Here is a 19,686-nt window from a genome sequence, read left to right on the forward strand (position 1 = left end):
CTGCCTCCCGCCACCGGGCCGTACCTCCGCACACCCCTATTCGAGAGGAGCACCAGAGCCGCGATGAACACCACCACGCACCTCAGACGCAGGAGCCGCTTCAGGAGGCTCGCGGCGCTGCTGCCGGCGCTCGCCATGGGCGCCGCGCTCAGCGTCGCACTGCCGGCCGCGCCCGCCTCGGCGGCCGCGGCGGCCCGCGTCGACAACCCCTACGTGGGCGCCAAGCCGTACGTCAACCCCGACTGGTCCGCCAAGGCGAAGGCCGAGCCCGGCGGCTCCGTCATCGCCGACGAGCCCAGCTTCGTGTGGATGGACCGGATCGCCGCGATCACCGGCACCTCCAACGGCCGCGGCCTGCGCGCCCACCTCGACACCGCGCTGACCCAGGGCGCCACGCTCTTCCAGGTCGTCATCTACGACCTGCCGGGCCGCGACTGCTCGGCGCTCGCTTCCAACGGCGAGCTGAAGGCGGAGGAACTCAGCCGCTACAAGTCGGAGTACATCGACCCGATCGCGGCGATCCTCGCCGACCCGAAGTACGCCGCCATGCGGATCTCCGCGCTGATCGAGCCGGACTCGCTGCCCAACATGGTCACCAACGCGGGCAGCGCGGCCGGCGCCACGGACGCCTGCCGGCACGTGAAGGAGCTGGGGTCGTACGAGCACGGCGTGGGCTACGCGCTGAACAAGCTCGGCGACATCCCCAACGTCTACAACTACATCGACGCGGGCCACCACGGCTGGCTCGGCTGGGACACGAACTTCGACCCGGCCGTCGACGAGTTCAAGATCGCCGCCACCACCGAGGGCGCGACGGTCGACGACGTCGCCGGCTTCATCGTCAACACCGCCAACTACGGTGCGCTGCACGAGCCGAACTTCAAGGTCACCGACTCGGTGAACGGCACCACCGTGCGCCAGTCCAAGTGGGTCGACTGGAACTACTACGTCGACGAGCTGGGCTTCGCCCAGGCGCTGCGTGAGCGCCTGGTCAGCCGCGGCGGCTTCAACTCCGGCCTCGGCATGCTCATCGACACCGCCCGCAACGGCTGGGGCGGTACCGCACGGCCCATCGGACCCGGCCCGCAGACCTCCGTCGACGCCTACGTCGACGGCGGCCGCATCGACCGTCGCATCCACACCGGCAACTGGTGCAACCAGCAGGGCGCCGGAGTCGGCGAACGCCCGCAGACCGCGCCCGAGCCGGGCATCGACGCGTACGTGTGGGCCAAGCCCCCGGGCGAGTCGGACGGCAACAGCGAGCCCATCGACAACGACGAGGGCAAGGGCTTCGACCGGATGTGCGACCCGACGTACGGGGGCAACGCACGCAACGGCAACAACCCGACGGGCGCCATGGCCAACGCCCCGCTGGCCGGCCGCTGGTTCTCCGCACAGTTCCAGATGCTGCTGACCAACGCCTACCCGCCGCTGAACGGCGGCGGCGACCCGGGCACCGACACCGAGGCGCCGAGCGTCCCGGCGGGGCTGAAGACGACGGGCGCCACCTCGTCGTCGGTGTCGCTGTCCTGGACCGCCTCGACGGACAACGTGGGCGTCGCGTCGTACGACGTGTACCGCAACGGGACCATCGTCGGCTCCACCGGCGGCACGACGTACACCGACAGCGGTCTGACCGCCTCCACCACCTACCAGTACAAGGTGCGGGCGCGGGACGCCGCCGGGAACGCCTCGGCCCAGTCCGCCCAGGTCGCCGGCACGACGACTTCGGGCGGTGGGACTGGTACCGGCAACCTGAAGGTGCAGTACAAGACGAGCGATACGAGTCTGACGGACAACGCCATCGGGATGAACCTGCAGTTGGTCAATACTGGGAGCAGTGCGCAGAGTTTGAAGGATGTCGAGATCCGCTACTGGTTCGACGACTCGGCTTCCTCGTACACGACGTGGTGTGACTGGGCGCAGATCGGCTGCTCGAACCTCACCCACTCGGTGTCGACGAACGGCACGACGACCGGGGCCAGTCGCTACCTGAAGGTCAATGTCACCGGCGGCACGCTCGCCGCGGGTGCCTCGACGGGTGACATCCAGTTGCGGTTGCACCGGGCCGACTGGTCGAACTTCAACGAGGCCGACGACTACAGCCACGGGACCGCGAGCTCGTACACGGACGCACCGAAGATCGGCGTCTACTCCGGCGGCCAGCTCGTGTGGGGCACCGCCCCGTAACCCGCAAGGCCTGACTCACGTACGGCGCGACGCGCCCCCGGGGTCTTTCGCTCCGGGGGCGAGTGCCACAACTCGCGTTCAGCCGGTGCTCAACTGGCGCTCAGGGAAAGTAGCCGTCTTCGACTGAGCGTAGGCGATCTGCGGGTCGGACGCTCCCGAGGCCATGGCGCCGTGTAGGCCCCATGACTCTGCGCAGCAGGGTCATCCGCCCTGTGTGGAAGACCAGTTGGTCAGTCAGCCGGGCGCCGGCCCGTCCGGCGAGCGCGAGCCCGAGATGCTCCAGGACGTGGTTGAGCCGGTTGGTGAACTGCGCGTAGGGCTTGGCCAACGTGCGGCGCGGGCAGTCGGCCGTACCGGAGACGAGACGCCAGACCGTCAGGTGGATCATGACGCTCTGCCCTCAGGGCGGGAGATCCCTCAGTCTGCGCTGGTAGGAGTCGTGCACCCGGACCGAGCAGCGACAGCGGTCAGGACATGCCGCACCGCCCGGCCTTTCGCCACCACGTCGACCACGAGAGTGTCCCAGAACGATGCGTCCGCCAGCATGACCAGCACCGTCGCCGGCTTTGGCTGACTGCGGTGGGGACAACCACAGATCTGACGGGGCGTCATTCGTGGCTGTCGGACGGTGAGGCTTACGTGGCGTCGCACGAACCCGAGACCCCGGTTCTCGTGGCGTGCACGTGGTGCGGAAGATGGCCGATGCCATCGAGGGCAGCACCTTCCGCGTGCTCCAGCACACCGCCCACCTCGCCGCGCGTGAGAACCCCGAGGCCGTCAACGCCGAAATCGACGCGTTCCTCGCCGCCCTGCCCATCGCGGCCTGATCAGGAGACCACCACCATGACAGACAGCGCACACGCGACTGCCGTACCCGACTGGGTCCTGAAGTTCATGGAAGCCATCGACACCCTGAACTTCGATGAGGGCTTCGCGCCACTGACCGAGGACACCGACATGCACTTCGGCACCGCACACATTCACGGTGTCGAGGCCATCAAGGCGTTCTTCGTCAAGATCGACGCACCGTTGAACATCACCCATAAGGTCCTGGGAGGGATCTATGCAGGCGAACCATGAATCCCGCTGCTCAGGTGGCTGCGCACGCCGCCCTGGGTCGACTTGGACGCCAAGCGATCCGGCACCGCGCACCGGCAAGGGGAGCGGCCGGGCCCGGGGAAGGGTGCGGGGCTGCCGCTTCCGCACCGGGTTACACGCGCGCCGAGGCCTGATCCGCGCCCCGCGCTTGTCACAGGCTCTTGCCGGGGTTGAGGATCCCCCTCGGGTCGAACACCTCCTTGAGCCTGCGCTGCAGCGCGTGGGCGGCAGGTCCGAGCTCCTCCGCGACCCACTGCCGCTTGAGCACACCCACCCCGTGCTCCCCGGTCAGGGTGCCCCCGAGCCGCAGCGCCAGCGCGAAGATCTCGCCGGCCGCCTCCCATGCGGTGTCCGGCAGCCGGTCCAGGGACGGGTCCGCCACGATGATCGGGTGCAGGTTGCCGTCCGCCGCGTGCGCAAGGGTGTACACGGGCACGTCGTGGCGGGCGGAAATGGCCCGTATCTCGCGTACCGCCTGAGCCAGCCGGGAGCGCGGGACGGCGATGTCCTCGATGAGCGGGCGGCCCAGCCGCTCCAGCGCGGGCAGAGCCAGCCGGCGGGCGGCCAGCAGCGCCTCGGCCTCGGCGGGATCCTGAGTCGTCTCAACCGTGGTGGCCAGAGGCGCGAGCAGCCGGGCGACCGCCGTCGTCTCGGCCGCCGCGCCCGCGCCGTCGCACTGCACCACCAGCAGCGCCGCGCCCCGCTCCCGCAGCGCCGGATCGATGGCGTGCAGCACGGGACCGTCCACGAGTTCGGCCAGCGCGGGCTCGACTCCGGCTCGGCTGATCGCGTACGAGGCCTCGGCGGCCGCCTCGAAGGAGGCGAAGTACGCGGCGAGCGTGGCTGTCGCCACCGGAATCGGCCGCAGCCGCAGCGTCGCCGAGGTGATCACCGCGAGGGTGCCCTCCGAGCCGGTGAGCAGCGCGGTCAGGTCGTAGCCGGTGACGCCCTTGACCGTACGGCGGCCCGTGCGCACCACCGTCCCGTCGGCGAGCACCGCCTCCAGTCCCATCACACTGTCCCGGGTCACCCCGTACTTGGCGCACCGCAGGCCGCCCGCGTTGGTCGCGATGTTCCCGCCGATGGTGGACAGGGCCGCGCTCGCGGGGTCCGGCGCGTACCGCAGCCCGTGTGCGCCCGCCGCCCGGTCCAGGTCGGCGGTGATCACGCCGGGTTCGACGACGGCGAGCTGGTCGTCGGCGGAGAGTTCGAGAATGCGGTCCATCCCGGACAGGTCCAGGACCAGGCAGCCGTCGTGCGCGGTCGCCCCGCCCGACAGCCCGGTGCCCGCCCCGCGCGGCACCACCGGCACCCGCAGCGCGTGGGCGTGCCGCAGGGTAACGGTCACGTCCTCGGTCCGCCGGGCGCGCACCAGCGCCAGCGGTTCCCCGGCGGGCCTGGTGCCGGAACGGTCGGTGGCGTGCGCGGCGAGCACCGCGGGGTCGGTGGTCAGGCGGTCGGGCGGCAGATCCCGGGCGAGCAGGCCGAGGAGCCGGGCGGAGGTGGTCGTTTCGGGTGCTGCGGTCACGGGTTCAGTGCCTTCGTTCCGATGGCGAGCAGGGAGATGTCCTCCTGGGGCGCGTGCACGGGTGCGCACTGGATGTCCCGGAAGTGCCGCTCCAAGGGGTTGCCGCGGGCCAGCGCCGGGTTGCCGAGCAGCCGTACGGCCGACTCCACGGCCCGCACCCCGTGCCGGTCGGCCAGCACCCGTGCCCCCAGAGCCTGTTCGGGGGAGTACGAGGTGTCGCCGGCGTCGAGTTTCGCGGCACCGTCGAACACCAGCTGCTCGGCGGCGGCGAGCAGTACCTCGATCTCGCCGGCCGTGCGCCGGAAGCGCTCGGTACGGGCCACCGGGTGACCCAGGTTGGCGGGCACGCGCGTGCGGGCGAAGTGGTGGAAGAACTCCTGGGCGGCGCGGGCGACACCCAGATAGAGGGCGGCGAGCGGGAGATGCAGGGCGGCACCCGCCCGGTTGTCCTGTTCGGCGGCCGGTCCGTGCGGGCCGATCCCGATCACGTGCTCGTACGGGACCTCCACCTCGCGGAAGGTCACGTCATGACTGCCGCTGGCGCGCAGCCCCAACTGGTCCCAGCGGCCGGTGATCTCGATGCCGGGCAGGTCGCCGGGCACCAGGAACGTGCCCACGCGCGGCTCCGGTTCGTCGGTGCTCGCCCACACCAGGAACCAGTCCAGCCCCTCGGCGCCCGTCACGAACCGCTTGGTGCCGCTGACGGCCCAGCCGTCCGCCGTCCGCCGCGCGCGCGTGGCGGGCAGCCCGCCACGCGCCGGAGAACCCAGCTCGGGCTCCACCCGCGCGTGGTTGATCAGCACGGGACGCGTGAACGACTCCTTGACCACCCGCCCGTACAACTCGTCGGGCCAGTGCGGCCGGTCGGCCTGCCGGGCGTGCGTGGCCAGCGTCATCGCAGTGATCAGGGCGACGGACGGGTCGAGCCGGCCCAGGGAGTGGAGGATGCGGGCGGTCTCCTCGATGCCCTCGCCCCGGCCGCTGTACCGCTCGCCGATCGTCGCGGTGAGCAGGCCCGCCTGGTGGGCGATCCGGAGGGACTCGGCGGGGAAGGCGGCCGACCGGTCGTACTCGGCGGCCAGTTCGGCGATGCGCTCGGTCACAGGGCCTTCCTCAGGTCGGCGTTCAGTGCGGTGGACCAGAACGACTTCACGTCCAAGTGGCCTTTGAGTGCCCCGAGTTGGGTGAAGGCGTCGGCGACCTTCTGCTGCGAGGCGACGGCGTCGTCGTCGACCGTCCGGGCCTGCGTCGGGCGCTGTGTCTGGGCGTCGGCGAGGTCCTTCCGTGCCTGGGCCAGGGGTTGGTGGGTGGCGTCCGCGGTGATCTTGGCAAAGCCGTCCTCGTGCCCGTCGCGGACGTACGCGTACGCCTTGGTGATCCGTGCGATCAGATCGGCCGCGGCCGCCTTCCGCGCCGGGCTCTCCAGGACGCTGTCCCGCGCCGACCAGAGGAAGTTGCCGGACAGGATGTCCCGGCCCGAGCCGACCGTGGTGGCGCCCTGCTGGTGGGCGGTGATGATCGAGGTGCCGTAGGAGGCGAGGGCGTCGATGCTGCCGCCGTTGAGAGCGGCCAGGCCGTCGTTGGGCAGCAGCGGCTTGGCGTCGATGTCGGACCACTTCAGGCCCGCCTGCTTCAGCAGCTCGTACAGGAAGTAGTGGGCGGTGGTGTTCTGGACGTAGCCGACCTTCCTGCCCTTCAGGCCGGCGATGCCGGTCACCTTCGAGCCCTTGGGGATGACGACCTCCTGGTTGCGGGTTGCCCCGCGCTGCACGGCGACCACCTTGAAGTTGGGCTCGCCGTCGGCGGCGGCGAAGACCGGCGGGATCTCGCTGGAGGAGGCGAGGTCCAGCGCCCCGGCCCGGACGGCCTGGAGCTGCTGGTCACCGCCCTGGAACTGGCTCCACTTCACCCGGTACGGGGTGTCGTCGAGACCGGCGTACTTCAGCACGGCCTCCTCGACCTTCCAGCCGGTGGCGCCGACCCGGAGGGTGACGGAGGACGGGGACTCGGCCTGGGCCTCGCTCCCGCAGGCCGCCGCGAAGGGCAGCAGCAGGACGAGGGCGGCGGCGGACGTGCGCAGGGTGCGGCGGAACAACACGGGCTCTCCATCAGGCAGCTTGGGTGGTGGCGCGGTGGGCGAGTTCCTGACGCACCAGCGGCAGGACGTGACGGGCGTAGTCGATGGCGTCGTTGAGCGGGTCGTAGCCACGGATCGACAGCAGATCGCAGCCGATGTCGACGTAGTCGAGCAGCGCCTTGGCGACCGTCTCCGCCGAGCCGACCAGCGCGGTGGAGGCGCCGGCCGCGTTGGTGGCGACCGCCGGGGCGGTCCACAGGCAGCGGTCGTGGACCTCGCCGCGCTCGGCGATGTCGAGCAGCCGCTGCGAACCGACGTTGGCCGGGCGGCCGTCGGTGCGGTAGTGGCGCAGCAGCTCGGTGTTGCGGGCCTGGTCCTTGAGCACCCCCAGCGTGCGGTGCGCCTTCTCCCAGGCCAGCTCGTCGGTGGGTGCGATGATCGGGCGGAACGACACCCAGATACGGGGACGGGGGCGCCCGGCGGCGTCCGCGACCGCGTTCACCGCGGCGATCTGCTCCGCCGTCTCCTTCAGCGGCTCCCCCCACAGCCCGAAGACGTCGCCCTGCTGCCCGCCGACCCGGTAGGCGTCCGGGGAGGACCCGCCCACCGAGATCGGGACCAGCCCGTTCACCGGCTTCACGTCCGAGTGGTAGCCCTCGAACCTGAAGTGCCTGCCTTCGTGCGAGACGGCCCCGTCGGCCTGCCACACCTTCCGCAGGATCTGGATGTATTCGTCCGAACGCTCGTACCGTTCGGCCTTGTCGAGGTAGTCGCCTTCCCGGCGCTGCTCCTCGTCGCTGCCGCCGGAGATGATGTGCACCGTGAGGCGGCCGCCGCTGATCTGGTCCAGCGTGGCGAGCGCCCGGGCCGCGTGCGTCGGGAAGATCACGCCCGGCCGGTGCGCCAGGATCGGGCGGATCCGCTCGGTGTGGGTGGCGACGAACTGTGCGATCTGGAAGGCGTCCGGGGACGCCGAGTGGTAGGCGACCAGGGTGTGGTCGAAACCGCCGTCGTCCAGCGCGCGGGCGTACTTGCGCAGATGGCCGACGTCGAGCCCGGTACGGCTCGCGGCGGCCGGACCCGAGGCCCCGGCGTCGGTGTGGACGGCACTGATGAACTCGACAGGCATGAGCAACTCCCTACTGATGACGGCTACTTGAGAAGGGACGTGTCGGCCGACCCGGCCACGTCGACGTTCGGCTCCAGCACACCGATCCCGTTCATGAGGTCGGCCACTCCCTGCACGGTCGCGTTCACGTCCGAGGTGACGGGCAGGACCTTGCTGTACGCGGCGGAGGCAAGCGTTTTCGCCACGGAGGCGTCGGCGCCGTTGCGCTTCTCGATGGCCTGGGCGTAGGCGTCCCGATGGGTGCTGGTCCATTCCAGGGCCGTACCGAGCCGCTTGAGGAAGTCGGTGAGCGCGGCCTTCTTCGACGGGTCGGCGAGGGCCTGGTCGGAGGCGCCGACGAAGCCGTAACCGCTGACCCGGCCGTCGGCACCGTCCACGAGCAGCTTGCCGCCCTGCTCCAGGCCGACGGCCTGGTAGACGCCGAAGGTCGCCCAGGCCTTGATCTTCCCGGAGGCGAAGGCGGCCTGCGCGTCGGTCGGCAGCAGGTACTGCACCTTCACGTCCGAGTAGCTGAGCCCGTTCTGCTTGAGCACATTGGCCAGCAGATACTCGGCGATGCTGCCCTTCGCCGAGGACACCACGACCTTCTGGCCCTTGAGGTCCTTGACGCTGTCGATGCCGGAGTCCTTGCCGACGACGATGCCGACATGCCGGCCGTCGTTCTTCAGCGCGGCCACGTTCTTGAACTTCACCCCACCGCTGAGCGCCTGGAGGGCGGGGAGATCCGCGGAGTACGTCGTGTCGGCGGCGCCCGCCTGCACGGCCTGGTAGAGCGGGGCGGCGCCCTCGAACTCGGCCCACTTCACCTTGTACTTGGCGCCCTTGAGGGCATCGGAGGCGGCGACGATGGTCTGGAGGGTCTTGGCCTGGTCGCCGATGACGAGGGTGCCGTCCTTCGACGAGGCGTCCGCCGAGGAGTCCGCGCCGCAGGCGGTCAGCGCCAGCAGGGCGGAGAAGCTCAGTGCGGCGGCTGCGATTCTGCGGATCACGACGGGGTTCCTTCCAACGTACGGGTCACGCCGAGCCAGTTCAGGAGGCGGGCGCGCAGGGTGACGAACTCGGGGGCGGTCAGGTCGCGGGGGCGGGGTAGGTCGACGGTGAGTTCGTGGGCGACGCGGCCCTCGTCCATCACCAGCACCCGGTCGGCGAGCAGCAGTGCCTCCTCCACGTCATGGGTGACCAGGAGGATGGCGCAGCCATGGCGCTGCCACAGCTCGGCCACCAGCTGCTGCACCCGGCCCCGGGTGAGCGCGTCCAGCGCGCCGAACGGCTCGTCCAGCAGCAGCAGTTCGGGTTCGCGCACCAGGGCACGGGCCAGCGAGACCCGCTGGGCCTGGCCGCCGGAGAGCGTCTTGGGCCAGACGGTGGCCCGTTCCGCAATGCCGACCTCGTCCAGCGCCTTCGCCGCGAGCGTCCGGTCGGGTCGGCCGGGCAGTCCGAGGACGACGTTGCGCCACACCTTCAGCCAGGGCAGCAGCCGCGGCGACTGGAACGCGGCACTGCGTCGGGCGGGCACGGTGACCTCGCCGCCGATCTCCTCGTCCAGCCCGGCGAGGATCCGCAGCAGCGTCGACTTGCCGCAGCCGCTGTGCCCCAGCAGGGCGACGAACTCGCCCTCCCGGATGTCGAGATCGAGCTCGTACAGGACGGTGTTGCCATCGAAGGCCCGCGAAAGACCCCTGATCTCCACGCTGTTGGGGCTATTGGGACTGTTGGGCATCTCTTACGCCTCGCCCTCGAAGTTGGCGCGCCAGGTCAGCAGCCGGCGCGAAAGGATCCGTACGGCGAAGTCGCAGGCCAGCCCGAGCAGCGCGTACACGACGAGGCACAGCACGATGACGTCCGTACGGAAGTACTGCTGGGCGTTACTCATCAGATAGCCGAGGCCCGCGTCCGCGTTGATCTGCTCGGCGAAGACCAGCGCCAGCCAGGCGGTGGACAGCGCGTAGCGCAGACCCACGAGGGCTCCGGGCAGCGCGCTCGGCAGGATCACGTACCTGATCAGTCCGAGCCTTCCGAGGCCCATCATCCGGGAGGCCTCGACGAGTTGGGAGTCGGTGGAGCGGATGCCGCCGTAGATGTTGAAGTACAGCGGATAGGTGACACCGAGGGCGACCAGCGCGATCTTCGGGGTCTCCTCGATGCCGAACCAGACGATGAACAGCGGGATCAGACCCACCCAGGGGATCGCCCGGAACATGCCCATCGAGGAGTCGATGACGTCCTCACCGAGCCGGAACAGCCCCGCCAGCAGGGACAGGCTCAGCGCGACGGAGGCTCCGATCAGGAAGCCGACGGCGGCCCGGCCGCCCGACGCGGCGATGGCGTCGGGCAGCTCGCCGCTCTTCGTGAGCTCCACGGCCTGGCGGACGACGTCCACGGGGGAGGCCAGCACGGATTCCGGGAGGACACCGGTGGCCGAGGTGAGGAACCACAGCAGGACCAGGCCCACGGGTCCCGCGGTACGGCGTACGGAACGGGGGAGGGTGAGGCGGCGTGCGGTCCTCGCGGTGCCGCGGATGGTGACGCGGGCGGGCGGCGGGGCTTTGTCTGTAGAAGACTGGGGTGCCGCCTGCTGCGGCAGCACCGCCGGGTCCAGGGGTTTCGTCGTCATGGGTGGATTCCCTTCACGGCCGGGCGGGTGGGATCGGCGGACCAGGCGGACCAGGAGCCGGGGAAGAGCGCGGCCTCGAAGCCGGCGATCTCCAGCGCGGCGATCTGGTGGGCGGCGGTGACGCCGGAGCCGCAGTACACGCCGATGCGCGCGGCCTGGGCGGCTCCCTTCTCCTCGAACCGCTTGCGCAGCTCCTCGGCCGGCAGGAACGTCCCGTCCGGCGCGAGGTTCTCCCCGGTGGGGGCGCTCACCGCGCCCGGGATGTGTCCCGCCCGTGGATCGACCGGCTCCACCTCACCCCGGTAGCGCTCGGCGGCCCGCGCGTCCAACAGCAGCCCGGACCCGGCGAGTTCGGCGGCGCCGTCGGCGTCGGTCACCGGCAGTCCGCCCGAGCCCAGTACGACGTCGCCGGGCGGGGGAGTGGCCGGGATCCCGGACTCCAGCGGCAGCCCGGCCGACCGCCAGGCGTCCAGCGCCCCGTCGAGGAGCGTCACCCGGGTCAGGCCCGCGTGGCGCAGCAGCCACCAGGCGCGGGCGGCGGCGGTGTTGCCCAAGTCGTCGTGAACGACCACCTGTTGTCCCCGCCGGATACCCCACCGGCGTGCCATGTCCTGCAACTCCGCGAGGCCGGGCAGCGGATGCCGGCCGCCCTCCGGACTCGGGGGTGCGGCGAGTTCCGTGTCCAGGTCGACGTAGACCGCGCCCGGGATGTGGCCCTCGGCGTAGTGGTCGCGGCCGTGCGGATCGCCGAGCGCCCACCGCGCGTCGAGCACGACCGGCGGTGCGCCGGACGCGAGGAGGTCGCGCAGTTCGGAGACGGTCGTCGTCACGGTCATGCGAGGCCCTCCGCGATCGCGGGCAGTTCGGAGGACAGGCGCAGCCGCTCCAGGAACAGCACGACGGTCGCGGCGGCTGTGCGGTGCAGGGCGTCGTTGAGGATGTCGTGCCGACCGCTGTTGAAGGTCACCGTCCGTACGGCGGGGTGGCCCGCGTACGCGCTCAGCGCCTGAGCGACCGGGCTGATCGCGTCGTCCTTGCCGTGCAGGGCCAGGACGGGAACGCGCACCCGGTCGAGGCGGAGGTCGGGCAGGCCGGAGGTGTCGCCGAGGGTGCCGCGCCGGAAATCCGGGTCGTTCGTCAGTCGGCTCTGGTGGGTGGGGCAGGCGGTGCGGGCCTCGACCTCGGCCTCCCAACTCCCGGAGGCCCAGGGAGCGGTGGGCAGACCGGCCAGGACCAGGGCGGCGACGGCCGCGGGCTGCTCGGCGGCGAGACGGGCGGCGTACAGGGCGCCGGTGTCCGAGCCGACCAGCACCTTTGGGCCGGGCAGCGACTCGTCGGCGAGGAGCTTGGCCGCCTGGTCCGGCACGGTCGGATCGGTGGTCGCGTCACCGAGGGCACGGACGCGGTAGGCGTCGAAGGCGAGCCGGCGGCCGAACCGCTCGTACACACCACCGTGTTCGCCCCGCCCGGCCAGCACGATCAGCGTGCCGCGGGCGGCGAGGCCTTCGGGTTCGTCCCACGAGAAGGATGAGGACATGAGGGGGCAACTCCCGTTTCGGGGCAGGGACATCCATGTGGAATACGGATACGTTAAGGAAAGCGGATATACGGGTGCATGAAGGGACGTGCGGACTGACGCAAGGGCAGCGGAGAGCGACTGCCACGTGTCAGTGAGAAGGAGACGCGATCGGCTCGGAGCGGGGAGCCGGAGCGCGGAAAGGGGCCGGAGTCCGGCGGAGGGTCAGCGACAGAGCGCGCTGCACGCCACGCCGAAGTCGATGACTCGGCGCTGCGTCAGAAGGGCAGCGGAAGCGGTCGCGTGCAACATGCGCCCATCATGACCGGCCGTGACGGTTCGCGTCCAACGACGATTCCGCATCAAAATCGATCAGGAATCGCGATCGGTCGATCCGAACGGTTACTGTCGCGGCATGTCCCGACCCGTCCTCGACATCGTGGCCCTGCGCAGCCTGACCGCGATCGCGGACTGCGGCGGCTTCCACCGCGCCGCGCAGACGCTGGCCCTGAGCCAGTCCGCGGTCAGCCAACACGTCCGCAAACTGGAGAAGGCGCTCGGACGGCCCGTCGTCGAGCGAGAGGGACGCGGCACCCGGTTCACGCCGGAGGGGCGGCTGCTTCTGGAGCAGGCCCGTCGGATCCTCGCCGTGCACGACGAGGCCGTACGCAGCCTGTTCGACGCGGACGGCGACACGGTCACCGTCGGCTCCACCGAGCACGCCGCGGACCAGTTCCTGCCCCGGCTCACCGCCGCCGTCCAGGCCGTGCGGCCCGGCTGTCGGGTCCGCTTCCGCATCGACCGCTCCGCCCGGCTCGTCGAGGCCGTGGAACGCGGCAGCGTCGATGTCGCGGTGTACGTCACGGAGGCCGCCGCCACCGAGGGCACACCCGTCGGGGGCCTCCCGCTCACCTGGCACACGGTCCCCGGCTGGGAACAGCCGCCCGCACCGGCCCCGGTCCCGCTGGTGGCCATCGAGGACCCCTGCGCGATCCGCCGCCGGGCCATCGCGACCCTGGCCGCGCACGGCGTGCCCGCCACGGTCGTCGGCGACGCCGGGTATCTCGCGGGCGTGCTCGACATCGCCCGCACGGGCCAGGGCGTGGCCCTGCTCGCCGCCGTGGGCCCGGCCCCGGACGGCCTGACCCCGTACACGGGCCTGCCCGCGGTCACCCCCATAGCGATGAGCGCACTCGCCCGCCCCGGCGCGGACCCGGCGACGGTCGAGGCCGCGTTCACCGCAGTACGCGAACTGCTGCGCTGAGGCCGGCCGGGCAGGCGGTCGGTCAGCCCACGGTTAGCCCAGCATCCGGGCCAGCACGTCCCGTTTGCAGCGGCCGTACCTCCGTGACCAGGTCACGCCCCTTACGGGTCAGGCGGACCGACACGCCCCGGCGGTCCTCCGCGCCGACGGAGCGCTCCACCAGGCCCTCCTTCTCCAGCCTGCCGATCACCCGGGACGGCGCGCTCTGGCTGAGATGCACCCGTCCGACGAGGTCCAGCACCCGGCACTGGTCGCCCTCCTCGGGCGACGCGGCGGCCGACATGTCGAGCACCTCGAAGTCGCTCGCGCCCAGTCCGTGCGGGTGCAGCACATGGTCGATCTCGCACATCGTGCGCGCGTGCACGGACAGGATGTCCCGCACTGTTCCTCGAGCCGGCTGTCGGCCGCGTTCACTGCCATACACCCGAAGTTAATGCGCATGCATCGACATCGGAGGAGGGGCGGACGTGCGGGTGAAGGTCCGCACGCCAGCCCTGACCTGCCGCGAGGCGTTGCCGCTGCCGCTGCCGAGCGAGCTCGCCGAAGCGGCATGCGATGCGCGGCATGCGGTGCACGAGAGCCGCGTCGGGTGTCTCAGCGGTGGGCGGCGCGGTTCATCTCGACGACGTCGTCGACGGTGGGGTTGGCCGGGAGGGCGGCGAAGCGTTCCGGGAGGCTGTCGCGGATGGCCGCGTCCTTGGCGCGGTCGGCTGCGGCCAGGGCTGTCGGCAGCTCGTCGAGGGTCAGTTCGGTGCAGTAGGCGGGGCCGTTGGGCTGCTGGCGCCAGGAGTCGGCCAGTATGCCGGCGTCGTAGGGGTCGAAGCCGGTGTCGTCCACCAGGCTCATGGCCACCTTCCGCGCCTGCTCGGAGTCGGCGGCGACGGGGATGGCAATGCGGCCGGGCTTTCCGGCCGGCAGGCCCCGGGTGCGCTGGGTCTCGGCCAGGGCGGCGTTCCACGCCTTGACCACGGGGCGCCCCAGCTGCTCGGCGTTCCACACGCTCTCGACCTGGCCGTTGTCCACGGCCTCGATGTGCCCGCTGAGGTGCGGATAGTAGTTCGAGGTGTCGATGATCACCGTCTCGGCGGGGACCGAGGCGAACAGGCCGGCCAGCTTCCCCGCCACCCCGAAGGGGATGGCCAGGACGATGACGTCCCGGCCCTGGACGGCGTCGGCAAGGTCCGCCGCGCGGGCCCCGGACTCCAGCACCTCGGCCCGGACGGCCTCGGGGCCGCGGGCGTCGGCCACCTGGACGTCGTGGCCCGCCGCGCTGAGCTTGGCAGCGAGGTTCCCGCCGATGGCACCGGCGCCTATGACAGTAATTTTCATGATTTGTCCCTTGAATGGTTGTGCCGCCCCTGAGGGCAGCGCGATGTGATGGCCGTGTGGTGGTGCCGCCTGGCGTTGCGGGGGCGGGGCTGGGTAACTGGCGGTTTACGCCTGGGTGTCCCGCTCGCGGTAGCCGCTGGCGATGAGCGTGCGGAGCCGGTCGAGCGACTCCTCCTCGGTACCGGTGCCCTTGATCCAGGCAACGGAACAGGCCGCGAGGAACAGGTCGTGCCCCCGCACCGACGCGCGCACGCGCCCCGCGAGCTGCGCGGCTCGCACGTACTGATCGGTGGCGGCGATGAGGATGTCGCAGGGAATCGTGAGCGGGTTGTCCGGCTCCTGCGCCCGGGCCGCGGCCATGAGCGGGTCCGGCAGCCCGCTGAAGGCGCTGAAGTACTCCTCCATCGCCCGCAGCCACTGTTCCAGCGCCTCGGCCGGGTCGCCGAGCTGATCGATGTCCGCCTGGCGGGCCACCAGTTCTTCGGAGCGCGTCTGCAGCACAGCCGCCAGCAGTGCTTCACGAGTGGGGAAGTGCCGGTACAGGGTGGCGGGCCCGACTCCCGCCTCCTTGGCCACCGCCTCGAGGGAGGTGCCGACCCCGTGCTGCAGGAAGTGACGCTGCGCGGTCTCCAGCAGGGCCACGCGGTTGCGCTGGACGTCCGCGCGGGGCTTGCGTCCCCGCAGTTCACCGGCGCTCATGCACCCTCCTGCCTGCCATGATCGTGCGGCCGCATCAAAACGGATGCTGCCTCCGTACGCATTCGAGAGTAAAACGGAGGGGGCATCCGGTCAAACGGGCGGCCCGACCACGGTGCCCGGACAGAGCAGGGGGCCGACATGTCTGGCCGCAGAGCGCAGGGCACAAGCCGTGCGGGCTGCACCATTCCAGGCTGCCCTTGTCCGGCCCCTCCCGCGCCGAGCCTGGCCCGCCCCCCGGGCCAGGACATCAGGGGGTGACCTGCTGGTGCCCGATGACGGAGAGCAGTTCCAGCTTGCTGTGGCTCTCCGTGCCGGGGCGAGTGGTCAGGACCACCAGAGTCTGGGCGCGGTTCTCGGTGAACAGGACCTGGGCGTCGACGTCGATGCGGCCGAGTTCGGGATGGAGGATGGTCTTGCAGTCGTCGTAGCGTCGGGCTACCTCCTGAAGTTCCCACATGCGGACGAACTCAGGGCTGTGCTCCTGGAGTTCGGCGAGGATCCGGGCGGCTCGTGGGGTGTCGCTGCCGGCTGTGAGCGCGGCCCGCAGGCGTGCTGCCTGGGCGCGGCCGTGGCGCTCGCGGCTCTCCTCCGGAACCATCCGACGTTCGGCCGGATCCATGAACCAGCGGTAGTAGGCGCTGCGGGCCAGGCCGGTGTGGCGGGTCTGGTCGCCGAGCAGCGCGACGGCCAAGGGGTTCATCGCGAGGGTGTCGACCAGATCGGTCTGCACCAGGGCCGCGAGTCGTCCAGGCGGTCCAGGACCCGCATCAGCGTCGGGCTGACGTGCTCGGAGCGGTGGAAGCGGGCCGGGGCGTTGTGGCCGATGAGCACGAAGAGATGGTCGCGTTCGTCCAGGGTCAGCCGCAGCGCCCTGGCGAGAGCTTCGGTGATCTGGACGGAGGGCTGCGGAGCACGCTGCTGTTCCAGCCGGGCGTAGTAGTCGGTGGACATGCCGGCGAGCTGCGCGACCTCCTCGCGGCGCAGCCCTTGCGTACGCCGGCGTGGCCCCTCGACCAGCCTGACGTCGCGGGGCCGCAGCGCCTCACGCCGGTGGCGCAGGAATTCCGCCAGTTCCTTTTTGTCCATGCCCCCATCCTCGCCGCGTCCCGCCCGGCTATCCAGAGACCGCCGATCCATGGCTGAGTCCTCCTCTCCCACCTCCGCGAAGCCGCCCGTACGGCCGACGCCGAGAGCGCTCCCGGCGCGACGATCCGGTGTTCACTTGACCTGCATGAACCGCTGGGCAATTCGCCGACTGTCGCCGGTGCGCCGCAGGCCGTCGGCAGGGAAGACGGCCTGCGACGACGGTTCGTCGACGACGCCCGACGCTTGGGACCTGCCCCGGGCCTCGTCACCCCGGCCCACCCGACACGACGGTGTTCGTCGTGTGACGGGCGCTCGCGTGTCTCTCGCTCCGGTCCGACGACCGAGGTGCAGCCGCAGACGCTTCCTTACCGTTCCGCGTCCTCGGTGAGGACCACCCCGAGGCGGTCCTCGCGTTCGCCCATGATGCGACTCCACAGTGCCCGCCCGCGTGCTCTTGTTCCGCGTCGGTGCCTATAGGTCGTCAGCTGCCGCTGATCATGGCGAGGACGTTGTCGTAGGAGCCGTTGGCCTCTGCGTCGCGGATGAACCTAGCGCGCTCGACGACAAGCTCTTTCGCGTCGGGCTGCTCGCGCAGCAGGTCGAGGGTCTCGGTGAGGAAGTCGTCCAACGGCATGGATTGGTCGCTGTCCTGCTGGCCCAGCAGGGTCGTGCGCACGCCCGGCGGGACCACCTCTATCACCTGGACACCGGCGTCAGCGCCGGCGAGCTGGATGCGCAGGCTCTCGGAGAAGGAGTGCAGCGCGGCCTTGGTCGCGCTGTAGGTCGGGGTGCTCTGGTACGGGACGAATGCCAGCGCGGAGGTGACGTTCATGACGACCGCGTCGTCCTTGCCCACCAGCAGCGGCAGGAAGGCGTACGTCATCCGGATCGTGCCGAGCAGGTTGACCGTGACGTGATCCTCGGCGATCGGGAGTTCGGCCGGGTCGAGGAGGTTCTCCAGCAGCATGATGCCGGCGTTGTTGACCAGGACGTTCAGCCCCGGGTGGCTCGCCGCCACTGTCTCACGGGCCCGGGCGATCGAGTCGGGGTCCGCCACATCGAGGACGAGCGCATCGATGCCCGGGTGCTCGGCCGTGATGTCGTCGAGGAGTTCCTTGCGCCGGCCGGCGACGATCACCTTGTTGCCGGCCTCGTGCAGACGCAGGGCCAGACCGAGGCCGATGCCCGAGGTTCCGCCGGTGATCAGGATCGTGTTGCCGGTCATCTTCATGGGGGTCTTGCTCCTTCGGTACGGCGGGCCGGTGAGCGCCCGGTGCCTCGACCGTAGGGGCGCCCGCGCAGGGGCGGGAGAGGAAGGTTTATCCATGGATCGGCGGTCTCTGACTCGTGAAGCGGCCCCGCGCAGCGGATCCGGTGTCGTGGGCGGCGATGGTGACGTCGATGCCGAGGCGGTCGGCGTCGGATGAGAAGACGTCGAGGGTGGTGACCGAGCCGCCCAGCCCCTCCATGGTGGCTGTCAGCTGGGATACCGCGTTGCCTGCCGCGGGACTTCGATCCGGATGGTCACCGAGTAGGAGACGCTGGGCGTGCTCACGGAAGGGTCCTCATCTGTCCTGGTGCACGGCGGCCTGGAGGATGCCGCCGGCGGGTGATGTATATGCCGTTGAGGGGGGACTGCACTCGACGGGCACGGCTACTTGTCGGCGCCGACCTTGGTGGTGTCCAAGTCGGCCTGCGGCGGCGTGGTGGTGCGGGAGTGCAGGACCTTGCGGGCCTGTTCGGTGTCGAAGTCGTTCTCCCACTTGCCGATCACGATGGTGGCGACGGCGTTGCCGAGGACGTTGATGAACACGCGGCCCTCGTTGAGGATGCGGTCGACGCCGACGATCAGGGAGAGTGCGGCCAGCGGGATGTGGCCGACCGCGGTGACGGTGCTGGCGAGGACGATGAACGCGCCGCCCGCAATCCCGGCGGTGCCCTTGCTGGTGAGCATCATGACGCCGACCATGACGAGTTGCTGCTGCCAGGACAGGTCGATGCCCATGGCCTGGGCCAGGAAGAGGGAGGCCATCGTGAGGTAGACGGCCGATCCGTCCAGGTTGAAGGAGAACCCGGACGGGATGACGATCCCGACCACCGGGCGGCCGACGCCGAGGGTCTCCAGCTTGCGTACCAGTTGCGGCAGTACGGCCTCGCTGGAACAGGTGCTGAGGGCGACGAGCAGTTCGGCCTTGAGGAAGCGCATGAGGCCGAACAGGCTCAGGCGGCATGCCCGCATGATGGCGCCGAGGACGACCAGGACGTAGACGATGCAGGTCGCGGTGAACAGGATGATGAGGTAGCCGAGCTGTTTGAGGCTCTCTGCGCCGTAGGTGGCGACCACGGTGGCCAGCGCGCCGAAGGTGCCCAAGGGCGCGAGCCGCATCACCCAGCCCACGATGCGGAACACGACGTCCGACAGCGCCTTGATCCCGCGGGTCAGCGGTGCCCCTTCTTCTCCGGCCATGTTCAGGGCCACACCGAAGACGATCGAGACCATCAGCGCGGCCAGGATCGCATCCCCGGTGATCGCGCCCAGCAGGGAGGCGGGGATGAGGGAGGAGACGAAGCCGGTGAAGGTGGCGTGCTCGATGGCGGTCTTGGGCACGTCGTCGGCGTTCAGTGACGAGGGGTCGACGTGCAGGCCGGAGCCGGGCTGGAAGATGTTGGCGACGACCAGCCCGATCAGCATGGACACCAGGGACAGCACCAGGAAGTAGCCGATCGCCTTCACACCGATCCGGCCCGCCTTGCGCAGGTTGTCCATGGAGGCGATGCCGGTGGTGACCACGCAGAAGACGACCGGGATCACGATCATCTTGACCAGCGCGATAAACCAGTCGTTGAGCGGCTTCAGGTCCTCACCCAGCCCGGGCGCGAGGATGCCTACGGCAATGCCGAGGACGGCGGCCAGTACGACCTGGAACCACAGCTCACGTATGAGACGGCTCAGCCGTGACCGCTGCGGGCGGCCGGCGGCGGCGGTGCTTGTCATCGTTGGTGCTCCCTTGCACGACGATTGTGTGTAGCCCTGTCCCGTGGGGGGTGCGGGGGACGCGGCGCGGCTCGCGCCCCCGATCTCGTGTGTGGCGCCCGTGTCCGGCGGCGCCGGCCGACGGCGCCCGCCCGGTGGCGGACGCGTCCGCGATGGCGGGG

Annotated in this window: 20 protein-coding genes and 1 pseudogene; 4 read left to right on the plus strand and 17 right to left on the minus strand. The window is 70.7% G+C overall.

Annotated elements, in window-relative coordinates; all coding sequences use genetic code 11:
* Nucleotides 1-63 precede the first annotated feature (63 nt).
* A complete protein-coding gene (locus tag OHA58_RS39660; protein WP_405475375.1) occupies nucleotides 64-2,190 on the plus strand; it encodes a glycoside hydrolase family 6 protein in 2,127 nt (708 codons plus the stop codon).
* A gap of 100 nt (nucleotides 2,191-2,290) precedes the next feature.
* Here OHA58_RS39660 and OHA58_RS39665 read toward each other — a convergent pair whose 3' ends face one another.
* The gene (locus tag OHA58_RS39665; RefSeq protein ID WP_405475372.1) at nucleotides 2,291-2,578 is read right to left on the minus strand and encodes a hypothetical protein; all 288 of its coding nucleotides are present in this window, start codon (nucleotides 2,576-2,578) and stop codon (nucleotides 2,291-2,293) included.
* A 307-nt stretch (nucleotides 2,579-2,885) separates the two neighbouring features.
* On the opposite strand from OHA58_RS39665, the gene OHA58_RS39670 reads away from it, so the two are divergent.
* Together OHA58_RS39670 and OHA58_RS39675 are read left to right on the plus strand one after the other, a co-directional pair.
* Nucleotides 2,886-3,017 carry an alpha/beta fold hydrolase gene (locus OHA58_RS39670; RefSeq protein ID WP_405475369.1) on the plus strand — a complete coding sequence of 44 codons (132 nt, stop codon included), beginning with the start codon at nucleotides 2,886-2,888 and terminating at the stop codon, nucleotides 3,015-3,017.
* A 16-nt stretch (nucleotides 3,018-3,033) separates the two neighbouring features.
* Entirely contained in the window at nucleotides 3,034-3,270 is a 237-nt protein-coding gene (locus OHA58_RS39675; protein ID WP_405475367.1) for a hypothetical protein, read from the plus strand.
* A gap of 169 nt (nucleotides 3,271-3,439) precedes the next feature.
* Here the strand turns inward: OHA58_RS39675 and OHA58_RS39680 are convergent, their stop codons facing one another.
* The 9 genes from OHA58_RS39680 to OHA58_RS39720 are packed head-to-tail and all read right to left on the minus strand — an operon-like array spanning nucleotide 3,440 to nucleotide 12,173.
* The gene (locus tag OHA58_RS39680) at nucleotides 3,440-4,816 is read right to left on the minus strand and encodes an FAD-binding oxidoreductase (RefSeq protein ID WP_405475364.1); all 1,377 of its coding nucleotides are present in this window, start codon (nucleotides 4,814-4,816) and stop codon (nucleotides 3,440-3,442) included.
* Nucleotides 4,813-5,919 carry an acyl-CoA dehydrogenase family protein gene (locus OHA58_RS39685; RefSeq protein WP_405475361.1) on the minus strand — a complete coding sequence of 369 codons (1,107 nt, stop codon included), beginning with the start codon at nucleotides 5,917-5,919 and terminating at the stop codon, nucleotides 4,813-4,815. Before OHA58_RS39685 ends, OHA58_RS39680 begins: the two co-directional genes overlap by 4 nt.
* Nucleotides 5,916-6,914: an ABC transporter substrate-binding protein gene (locus OHA58_RS39690; RefSeq protein ID WP_405475358.1), complete on the minus strand. Its 999-nt coding sequence runs from the start codon at nucleotides 6,912-6,914 to the stop codon at nucleotides 5,916-5,918. Before OHA58_RS39690 ends, OHA58_RS39685 begins: the two co-directional genes overlap by 4 nt.
* 10 nt (nucleotides 6,915-6,924) lie before the next feature.
* Entirely contained in the window at nucleotides 6,925-8,022 is a 1,098-nt protein-coding gene (locus tag OHA58_RS39695) for an LLM class flavin-dependent oxidoreductase (protein ID WP_405475355.1), read from the minus strand.
* A gap of 23 nt (nucleotides 8,023-8,045) precedes the next feature.
* Nucleotides 8,046-9,011 carry an ABC transporter substrate-binding protein gene (locus OHA58_RS39700; RefSeq protein WP_405475352.1) on the minus strand — a complete coding sequence of 322 codons (966 nt, stop codon included), beginning with the start codon at nucleotides 9,009-9,011 and terminating at the stop codon, nucleotides 8,046-8,048.
* The gene (locus OHA58_RS39705) at nucleotides 9,008-9,742 is read right to left on the minus strand and encodes an ABC transporter ATP-binding protein (protein ID WP_405475349.1); all 735 of its coding nucleotides are present in this window, start codon (nucleotides 9,740-9,742) and stop codon (nucleotides 9,008-9,010) included. The genes OHA58_RS39700 and OHA58_RS39705 overlap by 4 nt, the downstream gene beginning before the upstream one ends.
* 3 nt (nucleotides 9,743-9,745) lie before the next feature.
* Nucleotides 9,746-10,636 (minus strand): ABC transporter permease, encoded by an 891-nt coding sequence (locus OHA58_RS39710; RefSeq protein ID WP_405475347.1) that lies wholly within the window; start codon nucleotides 10,634-10,636, stop codon nucleotides 9,746-9,748.
* The gene (locus tag OHA58_RS39715) at nucleotides 10,633-11,472 is read right to left on the minus strand and encodes a sulfurtransferase (protein WP_405475345.1); all 840 of its coding nucleotides are present in this window, start codon (nucleotides 11,470-11,472) and stop codon (nucleotides 10,633-10,635) included. Before OHA58_RS39715 ends, OHA58_RS39710 begins: the two co-directional genes overlap by 4 nt.
* Nucleotides 11,469-12,173 carry an alpha/beta hydrolase gene (locus OHA58_RS39720; RefSeq protein ID WP_405475342.1) on the minus strand — a complete coding sequence of 235 codons (705 nt, stop codon included), beginning with the start codon at nucleotides 12,171-12,173 and terminating at the stop codon, nucleotides 11,469-11,471. Before OHA58_RS39720 ends, OHA58_RS39715 begins: the two co-directional genes overlap by 4 nt.
* A 394-nt stretch (nucleotides 12,174-12,567) precedes the next feature.
* Between OHA58_RS39720 and OHA58_RS39725 the strand changes: the two genes are divergently transcribed.
* Nucleotides 12,568-13,416 (plus strand): LysR family transcriptional regulator, encoded by an 849-nt coding sequence (locus OHA58_RS39725; RefSeq protein WP_405475340.1) that lies wholly within the window; start codon nucleotides 12,568-12,570, stop codon nucleotides 13,414-13,416.
* A gap of 22 nt (nucleotides 13,417-13,438) precedes the next feature.
* Here OHA58_RS39725 and OHA58_RS39730 read toward each other — a convergent pair whose 3' ends face one another.
* The 7 genes and pseudogenes from OHA58_RS39730 to OHA58_RS39760 form a co-directional block, all read right to left on the minus strand.
* The gene (locus tag OHA58_RS39730) at nucleotides 13,439-13,798 is read right to left on the minus strand and encodes a MarR family winged helix-turn-helix transcriptional regulator (protein WP_405475338.1); all 360 of its coding nucleotides are present in this window, start codon (nucleotides 13,796-13,798) and stop codon (nucleotides 13,439-13,441) included.
* Between the two features lie 212 nt (nucleotides 13,799-14,010).
* Nucleotides 14,011-14,745: an NADPH-dependent F420 reductase gene (locus tag OHA58_RS39735; RefSeq protein WP_405475335.1), complete on the minus strand. Its 735-nt coding sequence runs from the start codon at nucleotides 14,743-14,745 to the stop codon at nucleotides 14,011-14,013.
* A 105-nt stretch (nucleotides 14,746-14,850) separates the two neighbouring features.
* Entirely contained in the window at nucleotides 14,851-15,444 is a 594-nt protein-coding gene (locus OHA58_RS39740; RefSeq protein WP_405475332.1) for a TetR/AcrR family transcriptional regulator, read from the minus strand.
* A 247-nt stretch (nucleotides 15,445-15,691) separates the two neighbouring features.
* Nucleotides 15,692-16,530: pseudogene (locus tag OHA58_RS39745) on the minus strand (helix-turn-helix transcriptional regulator).
* A gap of 481 nt (nucleotides 16,531-17,011) precedes the next feature.
* Entirely contained in the window at nucleotides 17,012-17,761 is a 750-nt protein-coding gene (locus OHA58_RS39750; protein ID WP_405475330.1) for an SDR family oxidoreductase, read from the minus strand.
* Between the two features lie 88 nt (nucleotides 17,762-17,849).
* Nucleotides 17,850-17,999, minus strand: a complete 150-nt coding sequence (locus OHA58_RS39755) for a hypothetical protein (RefSeq protein ID WP_405475327.1) — start codon at nucleotides 17,997-17,999, stop codon at nucleotides 17,850-17,852.
* Nucleotides 18,000-18,184: 185 nt separating this feature from the next.
* The gene (locus OHA58_RS39760) at nucleotides 18,185-19,525 is read right to left on the minus strand and encodes a cation:dicarboxylate symporter family transporter (protein WP_405475326.1); all 1,341 of its coding nucleotides are present in this window, start codon (nucleotides 19,523-19,525) and stop codon (nucleotides 18,185-18,187) included.
* Nucleotides 19,526-19,686: the final 161 nt, after the last annotated feature.

The organism is Streptomyces sp. NBC_00009, from assembly GCF_045040855.1.
GTDB classification, from domain to species: Bacteria; Actinomycetota; Actinomycetes; order Streptomycetales; family Streptomycetaceae; genus Streptomyces; species Streptomyces aureus.